Source organism: Halomonas llamarensis (genome assembly GCF_023555005.1).
Classification (GTDB): domain Bacteria; phylum Pseudomonadota; class Gammaproteobacteria; order Pseudomonadales; family Halomonadaceae; genus Vreelandella; species Vreelandella llamarensis.
In genome coordinates this window covers 258,330-273,725 of record NZ_JAMJPJ010000001.1, presented here as the reverse complement: position 1 = coordinate 273,725, position 15,396 = coordinate 258,330, and the positions used below count along the sequence as shown (strand labels likewise).

The 15,396-nt window shown below is 55.7% G+C and carries 15 protein-coding genes; 8 read left to right on the top strand and 7 right to left on the bottom strand.

Annotated elements, in window-relative coordinates; all coding sequences use genetic code 11:
* Positions 1-2 precede the first annotated feature (2 nt).
* Complete coding sequence (locus M8006_RS01250) at positions 3-1,697, top strand: hypothetical protein (protein WP_250079227.1); 1,695 nt, start codon at positions 3-5, stop codon at positions 1,695-1,697.
* A gap of 194 nt (positions 1,698-1,891) precedes the next feature.
* On the opposite strand, the gene M8006_RS01245 is transcribed toward M8006_RS01250, so the two are convergent.
* From M8006_RS01245 to mapR, 4 genes are all read right to left on the bottom strand, one after another.
* The gene (locus M8006_RS01245) at positions 1,892-2,014 is read right to left on the bottom strand and encodes a DUF2474 family protein (RefSeq protein ID WP_250079226.1); all 123 of its coding nucleotides are present in this window, start codon (positions 2,012-2,014) and stop codon (positions 1,892-1,894) included.
* A gap of 33 nt (positions 2,015-2,047) precedes the next feature.
* The gene (gene cydB / locus M8006_RS01240; protein ID WP_250079224.1) at positions 2,048-3,055 is read right to left on the bottom strand and encodes a cytochrome d ubiquinol oxidase subunit II; all 1,008 of its coding nucleotides are present in this window, start codon (positions 3,053-3,055) and stop codon (positions 2,048-2,050) included.
* Between the two features lie 17 nt (positions 3,056-3,072).
* Positions 3,073-4,479, bottom strand: a complete 1,407-nt coding sequence (locus M8006_RS01235; RefSeq protein WP_250079222.1) for a cytochrome ubiquinol oxidase subunit I — start codon at positions 4,477-4,479, stop codon at positions 3,073-3,075.
* 178 nt (positions 4,480-4,657) lie between these two features.
* Positions 4,658-6,067 carry a GntR family transcriptional regulator MpaR gene (gene mapR, locus M8006_RS01230; protein ID WP_250079221.1) on the bottom strand — a complete coding sequence of 470 codons (1,410 nt, stop codon included), beginning with the start codon at positions 6,065-6,067 and terminating at the stop codon, positions 4,658-4,660.
* Between the two features lie 198 nt (positions 6,068-6,265).
* Here mapR and ccoG point away from each other — a divergent pair, with 198 nt between their 5' ends.
* Positions 6,266-7,687: a cytochrome c oxidase accessory protein CcoG gene (gene ccoG, locus M8006_RS01225; protein WP_250079218.1), complete on the top strand. Its 1,422-nt coding sequence runs from the start codon at positions 6,266-6,268 to the stop codon at positions 7,685-7,687.
* Between the two features lie 265 nt (positions 7,688-7,952).
* Here the strand turns inward: ccoG and M8006_RS01220 are convergent, their stop codons facing one another.
* Positions 7,953-8,159, bottom strand: a complete 207-nt coding sequence (locus M8006_RS01220; protein WP_250079216.1) for a cold-shock protein — start codon at positions 8,157-8,159, stop codon at positions 7,953-7,955.
* A gap of 312 nt (positions 8,160-8,471) precedes the next feature.
* On the opposite strand from M8006_RS01220, the gene M8006_RS01215 reads away from it, so the two are divergent.
* The 5 genes from M8006_RS01215 to M8006_RS01195 all read left to right on the top strand — a co-directional run bounded on the left by M8006_RS01215 (position 8,472) and on the right by M8006_RS01195 (position 12,028).
* A complete protein-coding gene (locus M8006_RS01215) occupies positions 8,472-8,774 on the top strand; it encodes a type II toxin-antitoxin system HigB family toxin (RefSeq protein ID WP_250079214.1) in 303 nt (100 codons plus the stop codon).
* A gap of 3 nt (positions 8,775-8,777) precedes the next feature.
* Complete coding sequence (locus M8006_RS01210; protein ID WP_250079213.1) at positions 8,778-9,161, top strand: helix-turn-helix domain-containing protein; 384 nt, start codon at positions 8,778-8,780, stop codon at positions 9,159-9,161.
* Positions 9,162-9,285: 124 nt separating this feature from the next.
* A complete protein-coding gene (locus M8006_RS01205; protein ID WP_250079211.1) occupies positions 9,286-9,735 on the top strand; it encodes a LexA family protein in 450 nt (149 codons plus the stop codon).
* Positions 9,732-11,012, top strand: a complete 1,281-nt coding sequence (locus M8006_RS01200; RefSeq protein WP_250079209.1) for a Y-family DNA polymerase — start codon at positions 9,732-9,734, stop codon at positions 11,010-11,012. Before M8006_RS01205 ends, M8006_RS01200 begins: the two co-directional genes overlap by 4 nt.
* Before the next feature lie 89 nt (positions 11,013-11,101).
* The gene (locus tag M8006_RS01195) at positions 11,102-12,028 is read left to right on the top strand and encodes a YihY/virulence factor BrkB family protein (protein ID WP_250079208.1); all 927 of its coding nucleotides are present in this window, start codon (positions 11,102-11,104) and stop codon (positions 12,026-12,028) included.
* A 12-nt stretch (positions 12,029-12,040) separates the two neighbouring features.
* On the opposite strand, the gene M8006_RS01190 is transcribed toward M8006_RS01195, so the two are convergent.
* Both M8006_RS01190 and arfB read right to left on the bottom strand, forming a co-directional pair.
* A complete protein-coding gene (locus tag M8006_RS01190; RefSeq protein WP_250079206.1) occupies positions 12,041-13,033 on the bottom strand; it encodes an adenosine deaminase in 993 nt (330 codons plus the stop codon).
* A gap of 117 nt (positions 13,034-13,150) precedes the next feature.
* Positions 13,151-13,570, bottom strand: coding sequence for an alternative ribosome rescue aminoacyl-tRNA hydrolase ArfB (gene arfB / locus M8006_RS01185; protein ID WP_250079204.1), 420 nt, complete (start codon positions 13,568-13,570; stop codon positions 13,151-13,153).
* 214 nt (positions 13,571-13,784) lie between these two features.
* Here arfB and M8006_RS01180 point away from each other — a divergent pair, with 214 nt between their 5' ends.
* Positions 13,785-15,371, top strand: a complete 1,587-nt coding sequence (locus M8006_RS01180; protein WP_250079203.1) for an ABC-F family ATPase — start codon at positions 13,785-13,787, stop codon at positions 15,369-15,371.
* The last annotated feature ends 25 nt before the right edge of the window (positions 15,372-15,396 follow it).

The following is a 15,396-nucleotide window of genomic DNA, read 5'->3' as shown; positions in this document are numbered from 1 at the left end:
CGATGAAAACCAAACTTTCCCTGGCGGTTACCCTTGCCCTGGTCAGCGCAGGCCTGCTCAGCGGCTGCAGCGACGATAACGCGTCAGCCGAAGAAGCATCGACGCAGGAAACGATGTCGACGCTGATTTATATCCCGGTTGATTCGCCCTACTTCATGGCCTCAAGTGACCCAATGCCTGAACAGGAGGCCTTTGCTCTCTATCAGCGCATGCAGCCCATGATGACCCTTGAGTCTGATCTGGATGAACTGCGCGACACACTGGCCGATATTGACGATGAAGTGCCGCGTTCAATGATGAAACTGCTGATCGCCATGGGTGAAGAGTTGGACGGTGTTGAATCACTGGAGGATGTGCATGCCTTGGGCCTGAAAGTGAGCCCCCAGGCCGCTTTCTACGGATTGGGCATCTTGCCTGTGTTGCGCATGCAACTGCAGGATGAAGAGGCGTTTCGCGAAACGCTTCAGCGCGTCCTGACCAAGGCAGAGATCACCCCAAGCACGGCCACCACCAACGGCACTGACTATTGGGTGCTGACACCCGAGGCGCCGGTCAAGGCGATCCTGGCCATTATCGATCAGCAGTTGCTGATGTCTGTTGTGCCGCAGGATGCCAGCGACGAGCTACTATCGCAGGTGCTGGGTAACGACTTGCCTGGCAGCAACATTGGCGATTCCGGCGCACTGGCAGAGATTGAACAACGCCATGACTTTACCCCTTACGGTGCCGGGGAGGTCGACTTTTCACGCTTGCTTAATGAGCTGAGTACCCCTACGCATTCAGGGACTCAAGCATTGATGGACGCCGTTGAGGCAGAGCAACTGGATCTATCTGCCTGTCAGGCTGATATTGACCGTATTACCAGCCGTTTCCCCGGCCTTGTTATGGGCATGCGCGAGTACAACCAAGACCGCATTGAGATGAATGTCATTCTGGAAACCGATGAAGCGATTGTCAGCGACCTTCGCGCCCTGACGACTCAGGTTCCAGGTCTTGGCAGCACTGAGGGCATCGCCAGCATCGGGATGGGCCTGAATTTACCGTTACTGCTTCAGACGGTTCAGCAATATGCTCAGCAAGTGCGTCAGAACCCCTTCAGTTGTGATGAGCTGCAGGATCTGAACAGCGCCTGGACCGAGATCAACATGGCGATGAATAACCCCGCCACCATGATGGTCGGCTCAGCGCTATCAGGCTTGAGGGCTCGCATCGACAGCCTGACCATGACCGATGGCGAACCCAGTGGTAGTGGTATCCTGACCCTTGCTTCACCAAACCCCATGGGGCTGGTGTCTACCGCAAGCGCCTTCTTGCCTGAACTAGGAACGCTTGGACTTGAGCCAGGTGGAGAAGCCAAGCAAATCGAAGCCATGATGCTGCCGCCAGAAACACCGGCGCTCTATGCGGCCATGTCTGACAATGCCATTGCCCTGGGCGCTGACATCAGCGATCCCGCGTTACTGCAGAAAGCACTAGAAGCCCCTGCTTCAGAGCGCGACCTACTGCTTCACGGCCACCTTACAGGTGAGTTCTATCATTCGCTGTCTGATGTGATGGAGCAGATGCCTTCCGACGAGGTGTCCGCGTCTGATATTGACGTCTTCAGGCAGTATGCTGACATCTACAAGAGTATGGAGTACTGGCTCAGAGTGGATGATGCAGGCGTTGAAATGAGTTTCTCGGCGGAATTGGAATAAGACCTGGCGGCTATTGCCGCCAGCAAATATACCAGCACGTCTACGTGCGCGAATCGGTCGATGAGCTAACTGAGTGAAGGCGAAGACAAGGGGCGCTCCTCGTGCCAATGGCTATTCGTGGGGATCCGTCAGAAGTAAAGGTGATCGGCTGCTTGGTTGTTCTCATCAGCATGCTATGGGGATTAGTCGGCGTTTTAACTGGTCAGCCCCGCCATCCCCATCACAAACTTGAGCCCCAACGAAATCAGCAATAGAACACTCACACTCGAAAGCCAGATAGTGACTAACCAGCCCAGGCGCTTGGCGAGATGTTTCATTGCCTTACTCCTCAATACGTATGGTGACAGGGATTAATGATAGGCATCGCCAGGTTTCACCTTGCCGCGGAAGACGTAGTAGCTCCAGGCGGTGTACATCAAGATAATTGGCAAGATAAACAGCGTACCCACCAGGGCAAAGCCTTGGCTTTGGGCGGGGGCGGCGACCTGCCAGATGGACGCATCAGGTGGGATAATCGTCGGCCACAGGCTAATGCCCAGACCGCTGTAGCCTAGAAAGACCAGCGCCAGTACCAGCATAAATGGCAGCGCAGTATCTTGAAAGGCGATAGCGCGCCATAGCCACCAGCCGGTCAGCGCAACTAACAGCGGTACCGGTAAGAACCACAGCAGATTGGGCAGTGAAAACCAACGTTCTGCAATGTTCGGGTAGGCCAGCGGCGTCCATACGCTGACGAAAGCGATCATTAACAGCAGCCCGAGGATCAGCGGCTTAGTGGTCCGGTACATGTGTTGTTGCAGGGCGCCGTCGGTTTTCATAATCAGCCAGGTGCTGCCCAGTAGTGCATAGGCAAAAAGCATGCCAATGCCGCAAAACAGCGAAAAAGGCGTGAGCCAGTCCAGCGAGCCACCGCTGAAATGAGCACCATCGAAAGCGATACCCTGAATATAACCGCCTAAGGCAACGCCCTGTGCAGCGGTCGCCATTAACGAGCCGCCAATAAAGGCTTTGTCCCATACATGGCGTTGCTTGGGGGAGGCTTTGAAGCGAAACTCAAAGGCGACACCACGAAAAATAAGCCCCAGCAGCATCACGATTAGCGGAATCGCCAGCGCTTCCAACACGACGGCGTAGGCGAGGGGGAAGGCGGCGAATAGTCCCGCGCCGCCTAACACCAGCCAAGTTTCGTTGCCGTCCCACACTGGGGCAATGGTGTTCATCATAATGTCGCGTTCCTGCTCGTCATGAGCGCGTAGAAAAAGCAGGCCAATGCCTAAGTCAAAACCATCCATAACCACATACATCATCACGCCAAACAGTATGATAATGGCCCAGGTGAGTGATAGATCGATTCCCATAGTGCACCCCCTATCCTTTAGTGAGTCGTCAGCGATTCGTTAGCCGCCGAGAGAGGGCGGGCCGGCGTACGTTGATGGCCAGGGCCACCTAAGGCGGGCGAGGAAGGATCACTTGGGCCTTTATTGACCAAGCGCATCATGTAGATAACGCCGGTGCCGAAGACAGCCAAATACACCACCACAAAAACACTCAAACTAATGCTTAGGTGGACAGTGCTGTGCGCGGAGGCTGCATCGGCGGTTTTTAATAACCCGTAAACTACCCAGGGTTGGCGGCCCACTTCGGTGGTAAACCACCCTGCCAGTAAGGCCACGAGCCCCGCTGGCCCCATGCATAACGTGAACAGTAGAAAGCGGCGGGATTCGTATAGCCGTCCTTTGATGCGCAGGGTGTTGCCCACGATGGCAAGTAAGATCATTAACACCCCAAGCCCCACCATCAGCCGAAAGCTCCAGAACACGATGGTCGAATTGGGACGGTCTTCTGGGGCGAACGCCTTAAGCGCGGGAATTTGCTCGGTCAAACTGTGCTTTAACAGCAGGCTGCCCAGTACGGGAATCTCCACTTTGAAGCGTGTCTCTTCGGCCGCCATATCGGGCCAGCCGAACAGAATCAGCGGAGTGGGTTCGCCGCTACTGTTATCCCAGTGCCCTTCGATAGCGGCGATCTTGGCGGGCTGGTGTTCTAGGGTGTTAAGGCCGTGAAAATCACCCACCACGGCCTGAAGCGGCGCGGTTATCGCCATCATGATCAGCGCCATGGAGAGCATGGTGCGAACTTCAGGCGACTGTTTGCCTCGTAGCAATAGCCACGCGGCAGAGGCTGCGACAAACAGCGCTGTGCTTAAAAAAGCCGCCAGCGCCATATGGGCCAGTCGGTAAGGGAAAGACGGGTTGAAGACAATCTTCATCCAATCAACGGGAATCACCACGCCATCGATAATCTCGTGGCCTTGCGGGGTCTGCATCCAGCTGTTGGAGGAAAGGATCCAAAACATCGATACGAGCGTGCCCAGCGCGACCATGCAGGTAGCAAAAAAGTGTAACCCTCGTCCGACCCGCTCCCAGCCAAATAGCATCACCCCTAGAAAGCCGGCTTCCAGGAAGAAGGCAGTGAGCACTTCGTAGGTAAGTAGTGGCCCCGTGACGCTGCCCGCGAAGGCGGAAAAACCGCTCCAGTGGGTGCCAAACTGGTAGGCCATCACAATGCCCGAGACCACGCCCATGGCAAAGTTGACGGCAAAGATTTTTGACCAGAAGTGGTAAAGGTGACGATAGGTATTTCGCTGGGTCTTTAACCATAGACCTTCCAGCACGGCCAGGTAGCTGGCTAAACCGATGGTGATGGCGGGAAAAATAATGTGAAAGGAAATAGTAAAGGCGAACTGCACCCTGGCCAGATCAATGGCCTCAATTCCGAGCATGGCGCTTCCTCCGATGACAGCCACTGTCTTAACTAAAGAGTGGGCCGGTATAGCCGCTGTGTGGCTTCATCGGAATAGTCTATCGATTGCTGTGTTGCATAACAGGTTCAGCTTTTCAGTAAAAAACCATATCAGTTGCTTGAGTAGCTGGGTTGGAATAGCGGGCCAAAAGAGCGGATTAAAAGAGGGTTAATAATCTGCCCAAGGTTTCCATACCTCGCTCGCTGCGTGGCGTCCAGGGGTGGCCGTAGCTCAGGCGCACGCAGTGGCGAAATTGTTGGGTTGCCGAAAAAATAGGGCCAGGCGCTAAGCTAACGCCCTGGTCGAGCGCCATATTAAATAGTTGCAGCGAATCAATCTGCTCGGGAAACTCGACCCACAAAAAGTAGCCGCCCGCGGGGCGGGTGATGCGGGTATTGGTAGGAAAGTAGTGATCTGCCGCCGCTAACATGTGGCCTTGTTGGGCTTCTAAGGCATGACGGAGTTTACGCAAATGGCGGTCATAACCGCCGTACTGCAAATAGTCGGCAATCGCCGCTTGAGCGGGCACGGAAGGTGAGATCGTCGTCATCAGTTTTAGCCGCGAAATAGCCTCGGCATAGCGGCCACCCGCGACCCAGCCGACGCGATAGCCAGGCGCCAAGCATTTTGAGAAAGAGCTGCAGTGGATGACCAAACCTTCGTCATCAAAGGCTTTTGCTGGCGCAGGTGGTGTGCTGCCAAAGTACAGCTCGGCATACACGTCATCTTCCAGCATCGGCACTTGGTGCTGTTTTAACAGCTGATAAAGCGTTCGTTTACGCTCTTTGCTTAGGCTGGCGCCGATTGGGTTTTGCAGGTGGCTCATAAACCAGCAAGCTTTGATTGGCAGCGTCTCTAGCCGTTCTGCCAACACGTCGAGGTCGATTCCCTCTCGTGGGTGAACCGGAATCTCCACCGCACGCAGTTTCAACCGCTCCAATACTTGCAGGCTGGCATAAAACGCTGGGGACTCAATCGCCACCAGATCCCCCGGCTGAGTCACGCACTGCAGGGCGAGATTAAGTCCCTCCATTGCCCCATTGGTAATGACCAGCTCTTCCATCGGTAGCTGGATGCCACCCAGCATGTAACGTAGAACAATTTGCCGACACAGATCAGTATGCCCCGTGGTCATGTCGGCCACCACCTGTTGGGGTGAAAGCTCGCGTAACCCTCGCGTCATACTGGTACTTAAGCGAGAAAGCGGAAACAGCTCGGGGCTCGGGAAAGCCGAGCCGAAGGGCACTGTTCGGTCATCCTGCAATGAGCCAAGCACCGAGAACACCAACTCGCTAACTTCTACATCTGCTGGGTCGGTGGGCTGCGATGTCACCCGTGGCTCGCCCAGCAAGCGCCGGGCGTGCTCACGGACAAAATACCCCGAGCGCGCCCGTGCAGTGATAAGTCCTTGGTTTTCCAGTAAGTAGTAAGCCTGAAACACCGTGGAGGGGCTAATGCTGTGATGGCGGCTGGCCTGGCGCACCGACGGGATGCGTTCGCCTGGGCCAAGTACACCCTCGCGAATTAGCGTGGCTATCTCATCGGCAAATTGTTCGTAGCGTTTCATTGGATAAGATGACTCAATTTGATCAATAAAAAGCATATCAGAAGGTGAGCTTATCGGCTGTGTTGGAGTCACTGATACGCAATATTTCTCTAAAACTGCGCCTGTTTGTATCCCTGCTCAGTGGAGATAGTAGTGGCTAGTAATCGGCGACGCGCCTCGACCGTATAGACCTCCATCCCTCCTTTTCTGGATATCGGTATGACGCAACGCATTCCACTGCAAAACTTAACCACTGAAGCGGCGGTTGAACACCACACGCCTGCCTCCAAGCCTCAACAGCTCGGGCATATTTATGTGCGGGAAATGAGGGGATTTTTTCAGCGTATTCGACGCCGTTCTAACTGGCTGCTGATGGCGCTCTATTTTGGCTTGCCGTGGATCAATTGGGGCGACCGGCCGCTGGTGTGGTTTGACCTTTCTGCGCAGGAATTCCACCTGTTTGCGGCGACGTTTTATCCGCAAGACTTTATCTTACTCACCTGGATTTTGGTGCTCTGTGCGTTTGGCCTGTTTTTGATTACGGTGGTAGCCGGGCGGGTATGGTGCGGCTATAGCTGCCCGCAAAGCGTATGGACGTTTTTGTTTATTTGGTTTGAACATCGCCTGGAAGGGCCTCGGCACCGTCGCATACGCCGTGATAAAGCACCACGTAGCCTGAATACACTATGGCGCAAAGTAGCCAAACATTCGGCCTGGTTGCTGATTGCGCTGGCAACAGGGGTGGCTTTCGTCGGTTACTTCACGCCCATTAGGGCGTTAGTGGTGGATTTATTCGCTTTGGACGTCCACCCCTTGGCGCTATTTTGGGTCGGTTTTTTTACGCTTTTTACGTATCTGAACGCCGGTTGGTTACGCCATCAGGTGTGCCTGCATATGTGTCCTTATGCGCGTTTTCAGTCGGCGATGTTCGATGCCAATACGTTGATTGTTTCCTACGATGCCGCTCGTGGTGAGCCGCGTCGTAATACGCACCAAAAGGGCGCTGAAGCCACTCGCGTTGGCGACTGTATCGATTGTGAACTGTGCGTTCAGGTATGCCCGACAGGTATCGATATTCGTGACGGGCTGCAGTATGAGTGCATTGGTTGCGCGGCATGTGTCGATGCCTGCGACAGCGTGATGGCGCGCGTCAATAAACCACTAGGCCTTATTCGTTACACCACCGAGCGTGCGCTAGAAGGTAAAATCACTCGGTTTTGGCGTCCTCAGCTGTTTGTGTACGCAGGGGCATTACTGTCGATGGTGGCGCTACTTATCGGCTTTTTGAATGCCCGTGTCCCTATCGATGTGGAGGTCGCGCGGGATCGTCAGGCACTGTTTGAGAGTGCTGAGGATGGGCATATTGTCAATTACTACAATGTGACGCTGCGCAATCAAGACACCCAGGTTCATCGCTATGCATTGACAGCAACGGGGTTGCCCGGGCTGCGTTTGCGGGGCATGGATACCATCGAGGTGGCAGCTTTTGAAACGCGCCACTTGCGGGTTTCGCTTACCGCCGATGGGGAGTTGCTGACGCAACCCAGCCATCCTGTCGAGCTACGCTTCGTCGCATTAGATGATCCTTCAATAACGAACGTTAGCGAAACACGCTTCCTGGGGCCTTTAAGAAGTGAGTAACCTAAACAGAACGTTTAAAGGTACATAGAACGGTGCGTAGAAAGGTAGATATCGGGGTCCTGGGTAAATATTGCCCCGGGGCTTTTTCAGCATCACACCGTGAGCCAAGCCTTAAGGCAAGGCGAGTGTTATGGCAAGGCAAGCTGGCGGAATATCGCGGCTTATATTCTATTCGGGAGAAGTATACGTAAACGCAAAAAACCCCGCACATGGCGGGGTTTTTAACTTACCGGGTTAGCCGGTAATAAACATCATAATTCGGGGATTAATCCAGAACCTTGATATTAGAAGCCTGAAGGCCTTTTTTGCCCTGAGTGATGTCAAAAGAAACCTTTTGGCCGTCTTGCAGTGACTTAAAGCCGTCTGCTTGAATTTCAGAGAAATGCGCGAACAGGTCGTCGCCATTGTCTTCCGGAGCGATGAAGCCGAAGCCTTTAGTATCGTTGAACCACTTTACTGTACCAGTTGCCATGATCGAAATCCTCGATGTAGCGAAATTAAGCCGGGAAATACCCGAATTGCTGTGGGTAGAACAAGAAACTTTCACCAGACTCAATGCTATATGCTTCGATACTGCTGACAACGTTCGACTTGCTAACCAACTGCGAACATCTTGCACCTTTAATGCGGTGTTCGTCAATAGCGTGCGTGAAAAAAGTTTGGGAAGGTGTCTATCGTGGAAAATCTGCCGCGTTTTTAACAGTGGCGGCCGGGAATCAGAATCTGGTCCGCTACGACGTAGCCTTTTCTTGCCGAAGGTCCCCTTTTGGGATAAATTGGCGGGATGAGAGTCATCGCCATTAAAACGCTGCGCGACTTCTGGGAGCGACACCCCAACGCCAAGGCGCCGCTGGAAGCCTGGATTGATGAGGTCAAGCACGCCGAATGGAGGGACACGCACGATATTAAAGCACGGTATCCAAGAGCGAGTATCTTGGGTAATAAACGCGTCGTATTCGATATAAAAGGAAACGATTATCGCTTGATTGTCTCGGTTGCTTATACGTTAGGCGCTGTCTATATCAAGTTTGTTGGCACTCACGCAGAGTACGACAAGGTGAACGCGGAAACCGTAGACGTGGAGTAAATCATGGATATTCGCCCCATTCACAACGAAGTTGATTATAAAGTGGCTTTGCGCGATGTTTCAGGCTACTTCGATAATGAGCCAGAGCCCGGCACAGAAGAAGCTGATCGCTTTGAAATCCTGGTAACGCTAATTGAAGCTTACGAAGCAAAGCATTATCCGGTTGACCTTCCTGATCCTGTTGAAGCCATCAAGTTTCGTATGGATCAAGAGGGACTGACGCCGAAGGACCTAGTGCCCGCTATTGGGCGTATCAATCGGGTTTACGAAATTCTGAATCGAAAGCGCCCCTTGAGCCTTGCGATGATCTGGCGTCTTCACGAGATGTTTGGTATCCCCGCTGAGAGTCTTATCAAGCCCCCTGCTGATAGGCTGCAAGCCTCTTAGTCTCTTAGCCTCTTAACACACGATCCCTCCGATTGGTGGATTGGTGGCGACTGATTTAGGAAACTTGCACTCGCGACGCTCTTTGCTGATACTGTTTTCATATACAGCTAAAGGGGCCGCGAGTATGTCGTTGACCGTTTCATGGGTAGGCAGGGCAGATGCCGCTGCCGTAACGCATTCATTGCCGTTTTTCTCCAGCGCCGTTCGCGCGGGGTTTCCTAGCCCGGCGGATGATCACCTCGATACCGACTTGGACCTGCATCGCCATGTAGTGAAACGCCCGGCGTCGACGTACTTTGTCCGCGCCGAAGGCGACTCCATGATCGGCGACGGTATCCATCACGGTGACTTGCTGGTCGTCGACCGCAGTTTGGACGCGCTGTCAGGGCGCATCATTGTGGTTGCCGTCGATGGCGAGCTGACGGTCAAACGGCTAGAACGCGTTGGGCAGCGGGCGCACCTGCGGGCCAGCAACTCGGCTTACCCGCTAATCCCGTTGGAAGGGCGCGAGTCCCACGTCTGGGGCGTCGTGACCCATGTGCTGCACAGCCTGCCAGGCGCACCGCTACCATGATGGCCTTGGTGGACTGCAACAACTTTTATGTATCGTGCGAGCGAGTGTTTAATCCGGCGCTGGAAGGTCGCCCGGTCGGAGTGCTTTCGAACAACGACGGCTGCATTGTCGCGCGCTCAGGCGAACTTAAAGCGCTGGGCGTGGAAATGGGCACCGCCATGCACCTGCTGCCCCCACCGATACGACGCCAAACCGTGCTGCTATCGAGCAATTATGCACTGTATGGCGATATGTCTCGCCGCGTCACCGAGGTGCTCGCTGAGTTCTCGCCACATGTTGAAGTCTATTCCATCGACGAAAGCTTTGTGGGGTTTCAAGGCTTTGACCCGTCAACGCTTCAAGCGCGCGGAAAACGGCTGCGCGAAACCGTGCGTCAATGGACGGGCATACCGGTGTCGGTGGGATTTGCCCCGACGCGGGTGCTGGCCAAAATCGCCAACCACATGGCCAAAAAGCACCCGGCGTGCCAAGCTGCAGGCGTTTGCCAACTAGATGCCGATAGCCCCGCCACCCACGCTGTCCTCAAACAGCTACCGGTCACCGAGCTTTGGGGCGTGGCGCGGCGTACCGCCGAACGACTCAACGTGATGGGGATTAACACCGCTTGGCAGCTGCGCGAAGCCGACCCGAAGCACATACGCAAACGCTTCTCCGTGGTGCAGGAACGCATGGTGTGTGAACTGCGCGGCCAGCCGACGATTCAGCTGGATGACATGAGCGAGCCCAAGCAGCAGATCATGGTCTCGCGCTCCTTTGGGCGGCTCACCGGCAATCCGCACGATCTACGCGAAGCGCTTCGACACCACGCGGCTCGCGCGGGAGAGAAGCTACGCAAGCAAGAGAGCGTCACCAGCGCCGTCATGGTGTTTGTGCGCACCAACCCGTTTCGCCCCGATTTGCCGCAGTACCGCCACCGCGTCATCGTTTCGCTCGATCGCCCCACCGACGATAGCCGTGAGCTTATCGCCGCCGCCGTTCAAGGGCTCAGGCGCCTATGGCGCAAGGGGTATCGGTACCAAAAAGCCGGCGTGATGCTGCTCGATCTTTCCCCCAAGGCCACTCGCCAACTCACGTTGAACGAGGCACCGCAAACGGCCACCGAGGCAAAACGCCGTGAGCGGCTGATGGCCACGGTTGATAAGCTCAACCGTGAGCTGGGTAAAGGCACGATTCAGCTGGGTTTACCTCGGCAGAACAACGCCTGGGCGCTACGCAGTGAACGCCGCACGCCGCGCTACACCACGCAATGGAGTGAACTCGCCAGGGTAAAGCTATAAAGCGGTATTGATACGTTAACGATCATTCTTGTTAATCCGTGGTGCCATCGGCGTATCATGGCGTTAGCGTATAAGGAGAATGCCAAGCCATGGCTCGACCCCCCCCATTTTTCAATGCCGTTTTTCTGCTGCTGCCTCGGGTGGCTGGCTTCGCTTGGCGAGTGCTGTGCCATTTTTTGAAGAACCGCGGCATCCTGCTGGCCGGTGGGGTGGGCTACAATATTTTGCTTTCCATCGTGCCGCTGTTTGCGTTGCTGGTCGTGCTGTTGACCCAAGTGGTGGACGAGCAGCATTTGCTCAGTGTGCTGAGCGTACAAGTGCGCCATCTCGCACCCGCCCATGCCGAGGTCCTGCTGGACGCCGTTCGTGACCTGCTGGATTCCGGCGATGTCATCGGCATCCTCAGCTTTCCTATCCTGCTGCTTTTCAGCTCATTTGCCTTTCGTATGCTCGAAGACGCCTTGGCGATCATCTTCCATGCGCCGGAGAGCCTGCATACGAAGCGCAGCGCCTGGGTATCCGTGATGCTGCCTTATGCCTTCATGCTGGTGCTGGGGGCAGGGCTCATGGCATTGACGCTGGCGGTCACCCTGGCAAGCTCGCTCAATACGCTGATATTGGCGATTTTCGAGCGGGAACTGCCGTTGGCCGGGCTTTCCGAGCCGGTGCTTAACCTAAGCAGTTTTATCGGAGTGTTTTTGTTGTTCAGTGCCATTTATAAGGTGCTCCCGGTTGTGCGCATCGCCTTACGCCGAGCGGTGGTGGGGGGCTTCGTGGCGGCACTGTTATGGGAAGGGGTGCGGTTGTTGCTGGTTTACTATTTTGCCAACCTTTCGTTCGTCAGCACCGTCTACGGCTCACTGGCGACGCTGGTGATCGTGCTGCTGAGCTTGGAAGTAGGCGCCATTATCTTGTTGCTGGGCGCCCAGGTCATTGCCGATTTGGAGCGCAATACACGCCTTGGCCTGCCGTGGTATGTCGACCCCAGCCGCCAGGCCATTACCCGAATTGACTGATCAATACGCGCATTAAGCGTGTGCTAAGCGCTTAAGTAGCTGCTGGCGCCGGTTTTCGCTCATGAACGCTTCTTCAATGGCGTTACGATTGAGACGACGAAATACCGCTTCATCCCAACCAAACGCCTCTGCACAGGCCATATGGTTCGCCAGCAGCCCGCCGCCGAAATAGGCCGGGTCGTCCGAGCTGATGGTGACGTTTAGGTTTTCCGCCAACAAATTGGGAAGCGGGTGGTCGCGCAGGTGATCGACGACTTTCAAGCTCACATTGGAAAGCGGGCAGACGGTCAGCACGGTTTGGCTTTCGCGTAAGCGCTGCACTAAGGCATCGTTCTCTAAGCAGCGAACCCCGTGATCAATGCGCTGCACGTCAAGGAGATCCAACGCCTGCTCGATGTAGTCAGCGGGCCCTTCTTCGCCAGCATGGGCAACCCGCACCAGGCCGAGCGCTTTTGCCCGCGCAAACAACGCCTGGAACTTCTCAGGCGGGTTACCGCGCTCGGCACTATCCAAGCCAATCGCGTCAAGAAACGTCCAGTACGGTGCAGCTTGTTCCAGCACGTCAAGCGCCTCGTCAGCGGGCCGGTCGCGTAAAAAGGCCATGATCATTCCGACCGATAAATCGAGCGAGGCCTCGGCGTCTTGTTTCGCGTGCAGCAAGCCCGCCATGACGACATCTAACGGCACGCCGCGCTGAAGGTGCGCTTGCGGGTCAAAGTGCATATCAATATGCACAACGCCCTCTGCCCTGGCGCGCTCGAAGTAATCTATCGCCAGGTCATAAAAGTCCTGCTCAGTTTGCAGCACGCTCATGCCTTGAAAGTAAATATCTAAAAAGCCTTGCAGGTCATTAAAGTGATACGCGGCTTTGGCCTCCGCGACGGTCGCATATGGAAGCGTCATGTGGTTCCGCTTGGCCAGCGCAAACATAAGCTCAGGCTCAAGCGAGCCTTCAATGTGCAAGTGGAGCTCTACGTTGGGTAACTGCGTTAAAAAATCTTGCATATCGGGCTCCTTGCTTACAAAGGGGAAAATGGCGTTAGTATTGATAGTGCCAGGGTTGATAGTGTCAGTATTGATAATGAAAGAAGGGCGCAGCAAGTGGCCCGCGCAGTATTGTATTTAGCCGCTAGGCGGCACGTTCCCCCGCAGTGCTTTGGTCTTGCCTTTACGCGTTTTCGCATCCACCCGCTTACGCTTGGCGGACCGTGAAGGGCGTGTCGGCTTGCGCGCTTTTTGCTGTTTTACCGCTTCGCGAATGATCTCGCGCAGGCGGTTGAGCGCGTCCTCGCGGTTATGCTCTTGGGTGCGAAAGCGCTGCGCTTTGATGATCACCACGCCCTCTTGGGTGATGCGGTGATCTGTCAGCGCCAGTAGCCGCTCTTTATAGAAGGGCGGAAGGCTCGAACGGCTAATATCGAAACGTAAGTGGATGGCGGAAGCGACCTTATTGACGTTCTGGCCGCCAGCGCCCTGGGCCCGAATCGGGTGCAGTTCGATTTCCCAATCGCCCAGTTCCACGGTGTTGGAAATGCGCAGCATAAGGCTCCTTAACGCGATGGCTGATTGACGCTTTGAGCAGCGTGATAAAAAACGTAGCTTAGCATGCCCTTTGGTAAGCTCAGACCGTTCATCCCGAGCCTGTCGAGGGAGGGGCTTCGACAAGCTCAGACCGAACGACTGCTCTTATGCGGGGTGAATGCGCGGCGCATAGCGCGTAAAATGGCGGACTTTTGCACTTCAACTGGACCCTTCCGTGATCGCAACCGCCAATATCACCATGCAGTTCGGGGCTAAGCCCCTGTTTGAAAACGTCTCCGTCAAGTTCGGCAACGGCAATCGCTACGGCCTGATCGGGGCCAACGGGTGCGGCAAGTCGACCTTCATGAAGATTCTTGGCGGTGACCTGGAGCCGACCGCTGGTCAGGTGATGGTGGATGCCAACACCCGGCTGGGTAAGTTGCGTCAGGATCAATTCGCATTCGAGGACGAGCGCGTCATCGACACCGTGATCATGGGCAACACCGAGCTTTCGCAGGTCGCGGCGGAGCGTGAACGCATCTATTCGCTGCCGGAAATGAGCGAAGAAGACGGCATGGCGGTGGCTGACTTGGAGGTGCGCTTCGCCGAGCTTGACGGCTACACCGCCGAGGCGCGCGCGGGTGAATTGCTGCTGGGGCTCGGCATCCCGCTTGAGCAGCACTTCGGCCCCATGAGCGAGGTATCGCCAGGCTGGAAGCTGCGGGTGCTGCTGGCCCAGGCGCTGTTTTCCGACCCCGATGTGCTGCTGCTCGACGAGCCGACCAACCACCTGGATATCAATACCATCCGTTGGCTGGAAGATATACTCAGGGCGCGTAGCAGCACCATGATTATCATTTCCCACGACCGCCACTTTTTGAACAGTGTCTGCACCCACATGGCGGACCTGGACTACGGCGAGATTACGCTGTTCCCCGGCAACTACGATGACTACATGACCGCGGCCACCGCCGTGCGCGAACGCCAGCACGCCGACAATGCCAAGAAAAAGGCGCAGATCGCCGAGCTGCAGCAATTCGTCAGCCGCTTCTCGGCCAACGCCTCCAAGGCAAAGCAGGCCACCTCGCGGGCGCGCCAGATCGACAAAATTAAACTCGAAGACATCAAACCCTCAAGCCGGGTGAGCCCGTTTATCCGCTTCGACCAAGCCAGAAAGATTCACCGCAATGCGGTCAACGTCGAGGCGATTACCAAGGGCTACGACGACACCCCGTTGTTCGAGCGGCTTTCCATGACCATCGAGGCTGGCGAGCGCATTGCCATCATCGGCCCCAACGGCATCGGCAAGACCACGCTGCTTAAAACCTTGGCTGGCGAGCTGCACCCGGACGCCGGGGAAGTGAAGTGGACCAACAGTGCGGACTTGGGCGTCTTCGCGCAGGAGCACGGCGACGATTTCGCCGTTGATGCCACGCTGTTCGAATGGATGGCCCAGTGGACCCAAGGCGGCGAGCAGGTCGTGCGCGGCGCGCTAGGGCGGATGCTGTTTTCCAGCGACGAGATCGATAAATCGGTGAAAGTGATTTCCGGTGGCGAGCAAGGGCGCATGCTGTTCGCTAAGTTGGCGCTGACCCAGCCCAACGTGCTGCTCATGGACGAGCCCACCAACCACCTCGACATGGAATCCATCGAGGCGCTCAACCTGGCGCTGGAAAACTACCCCGGCACGCTGATTTTCGTCAGCCACGACCGTGAATTCGTGTCCTCGCTTGCCACGCGCGTGCTCGACATGAGCGGCGACGGCATCGTCGATTTCAGCGGCAGCTACGATGATTACCTGCGCAGCCAGGGCGTGGTCTGATCGCTAGGCGATTACCTTAAGCCCT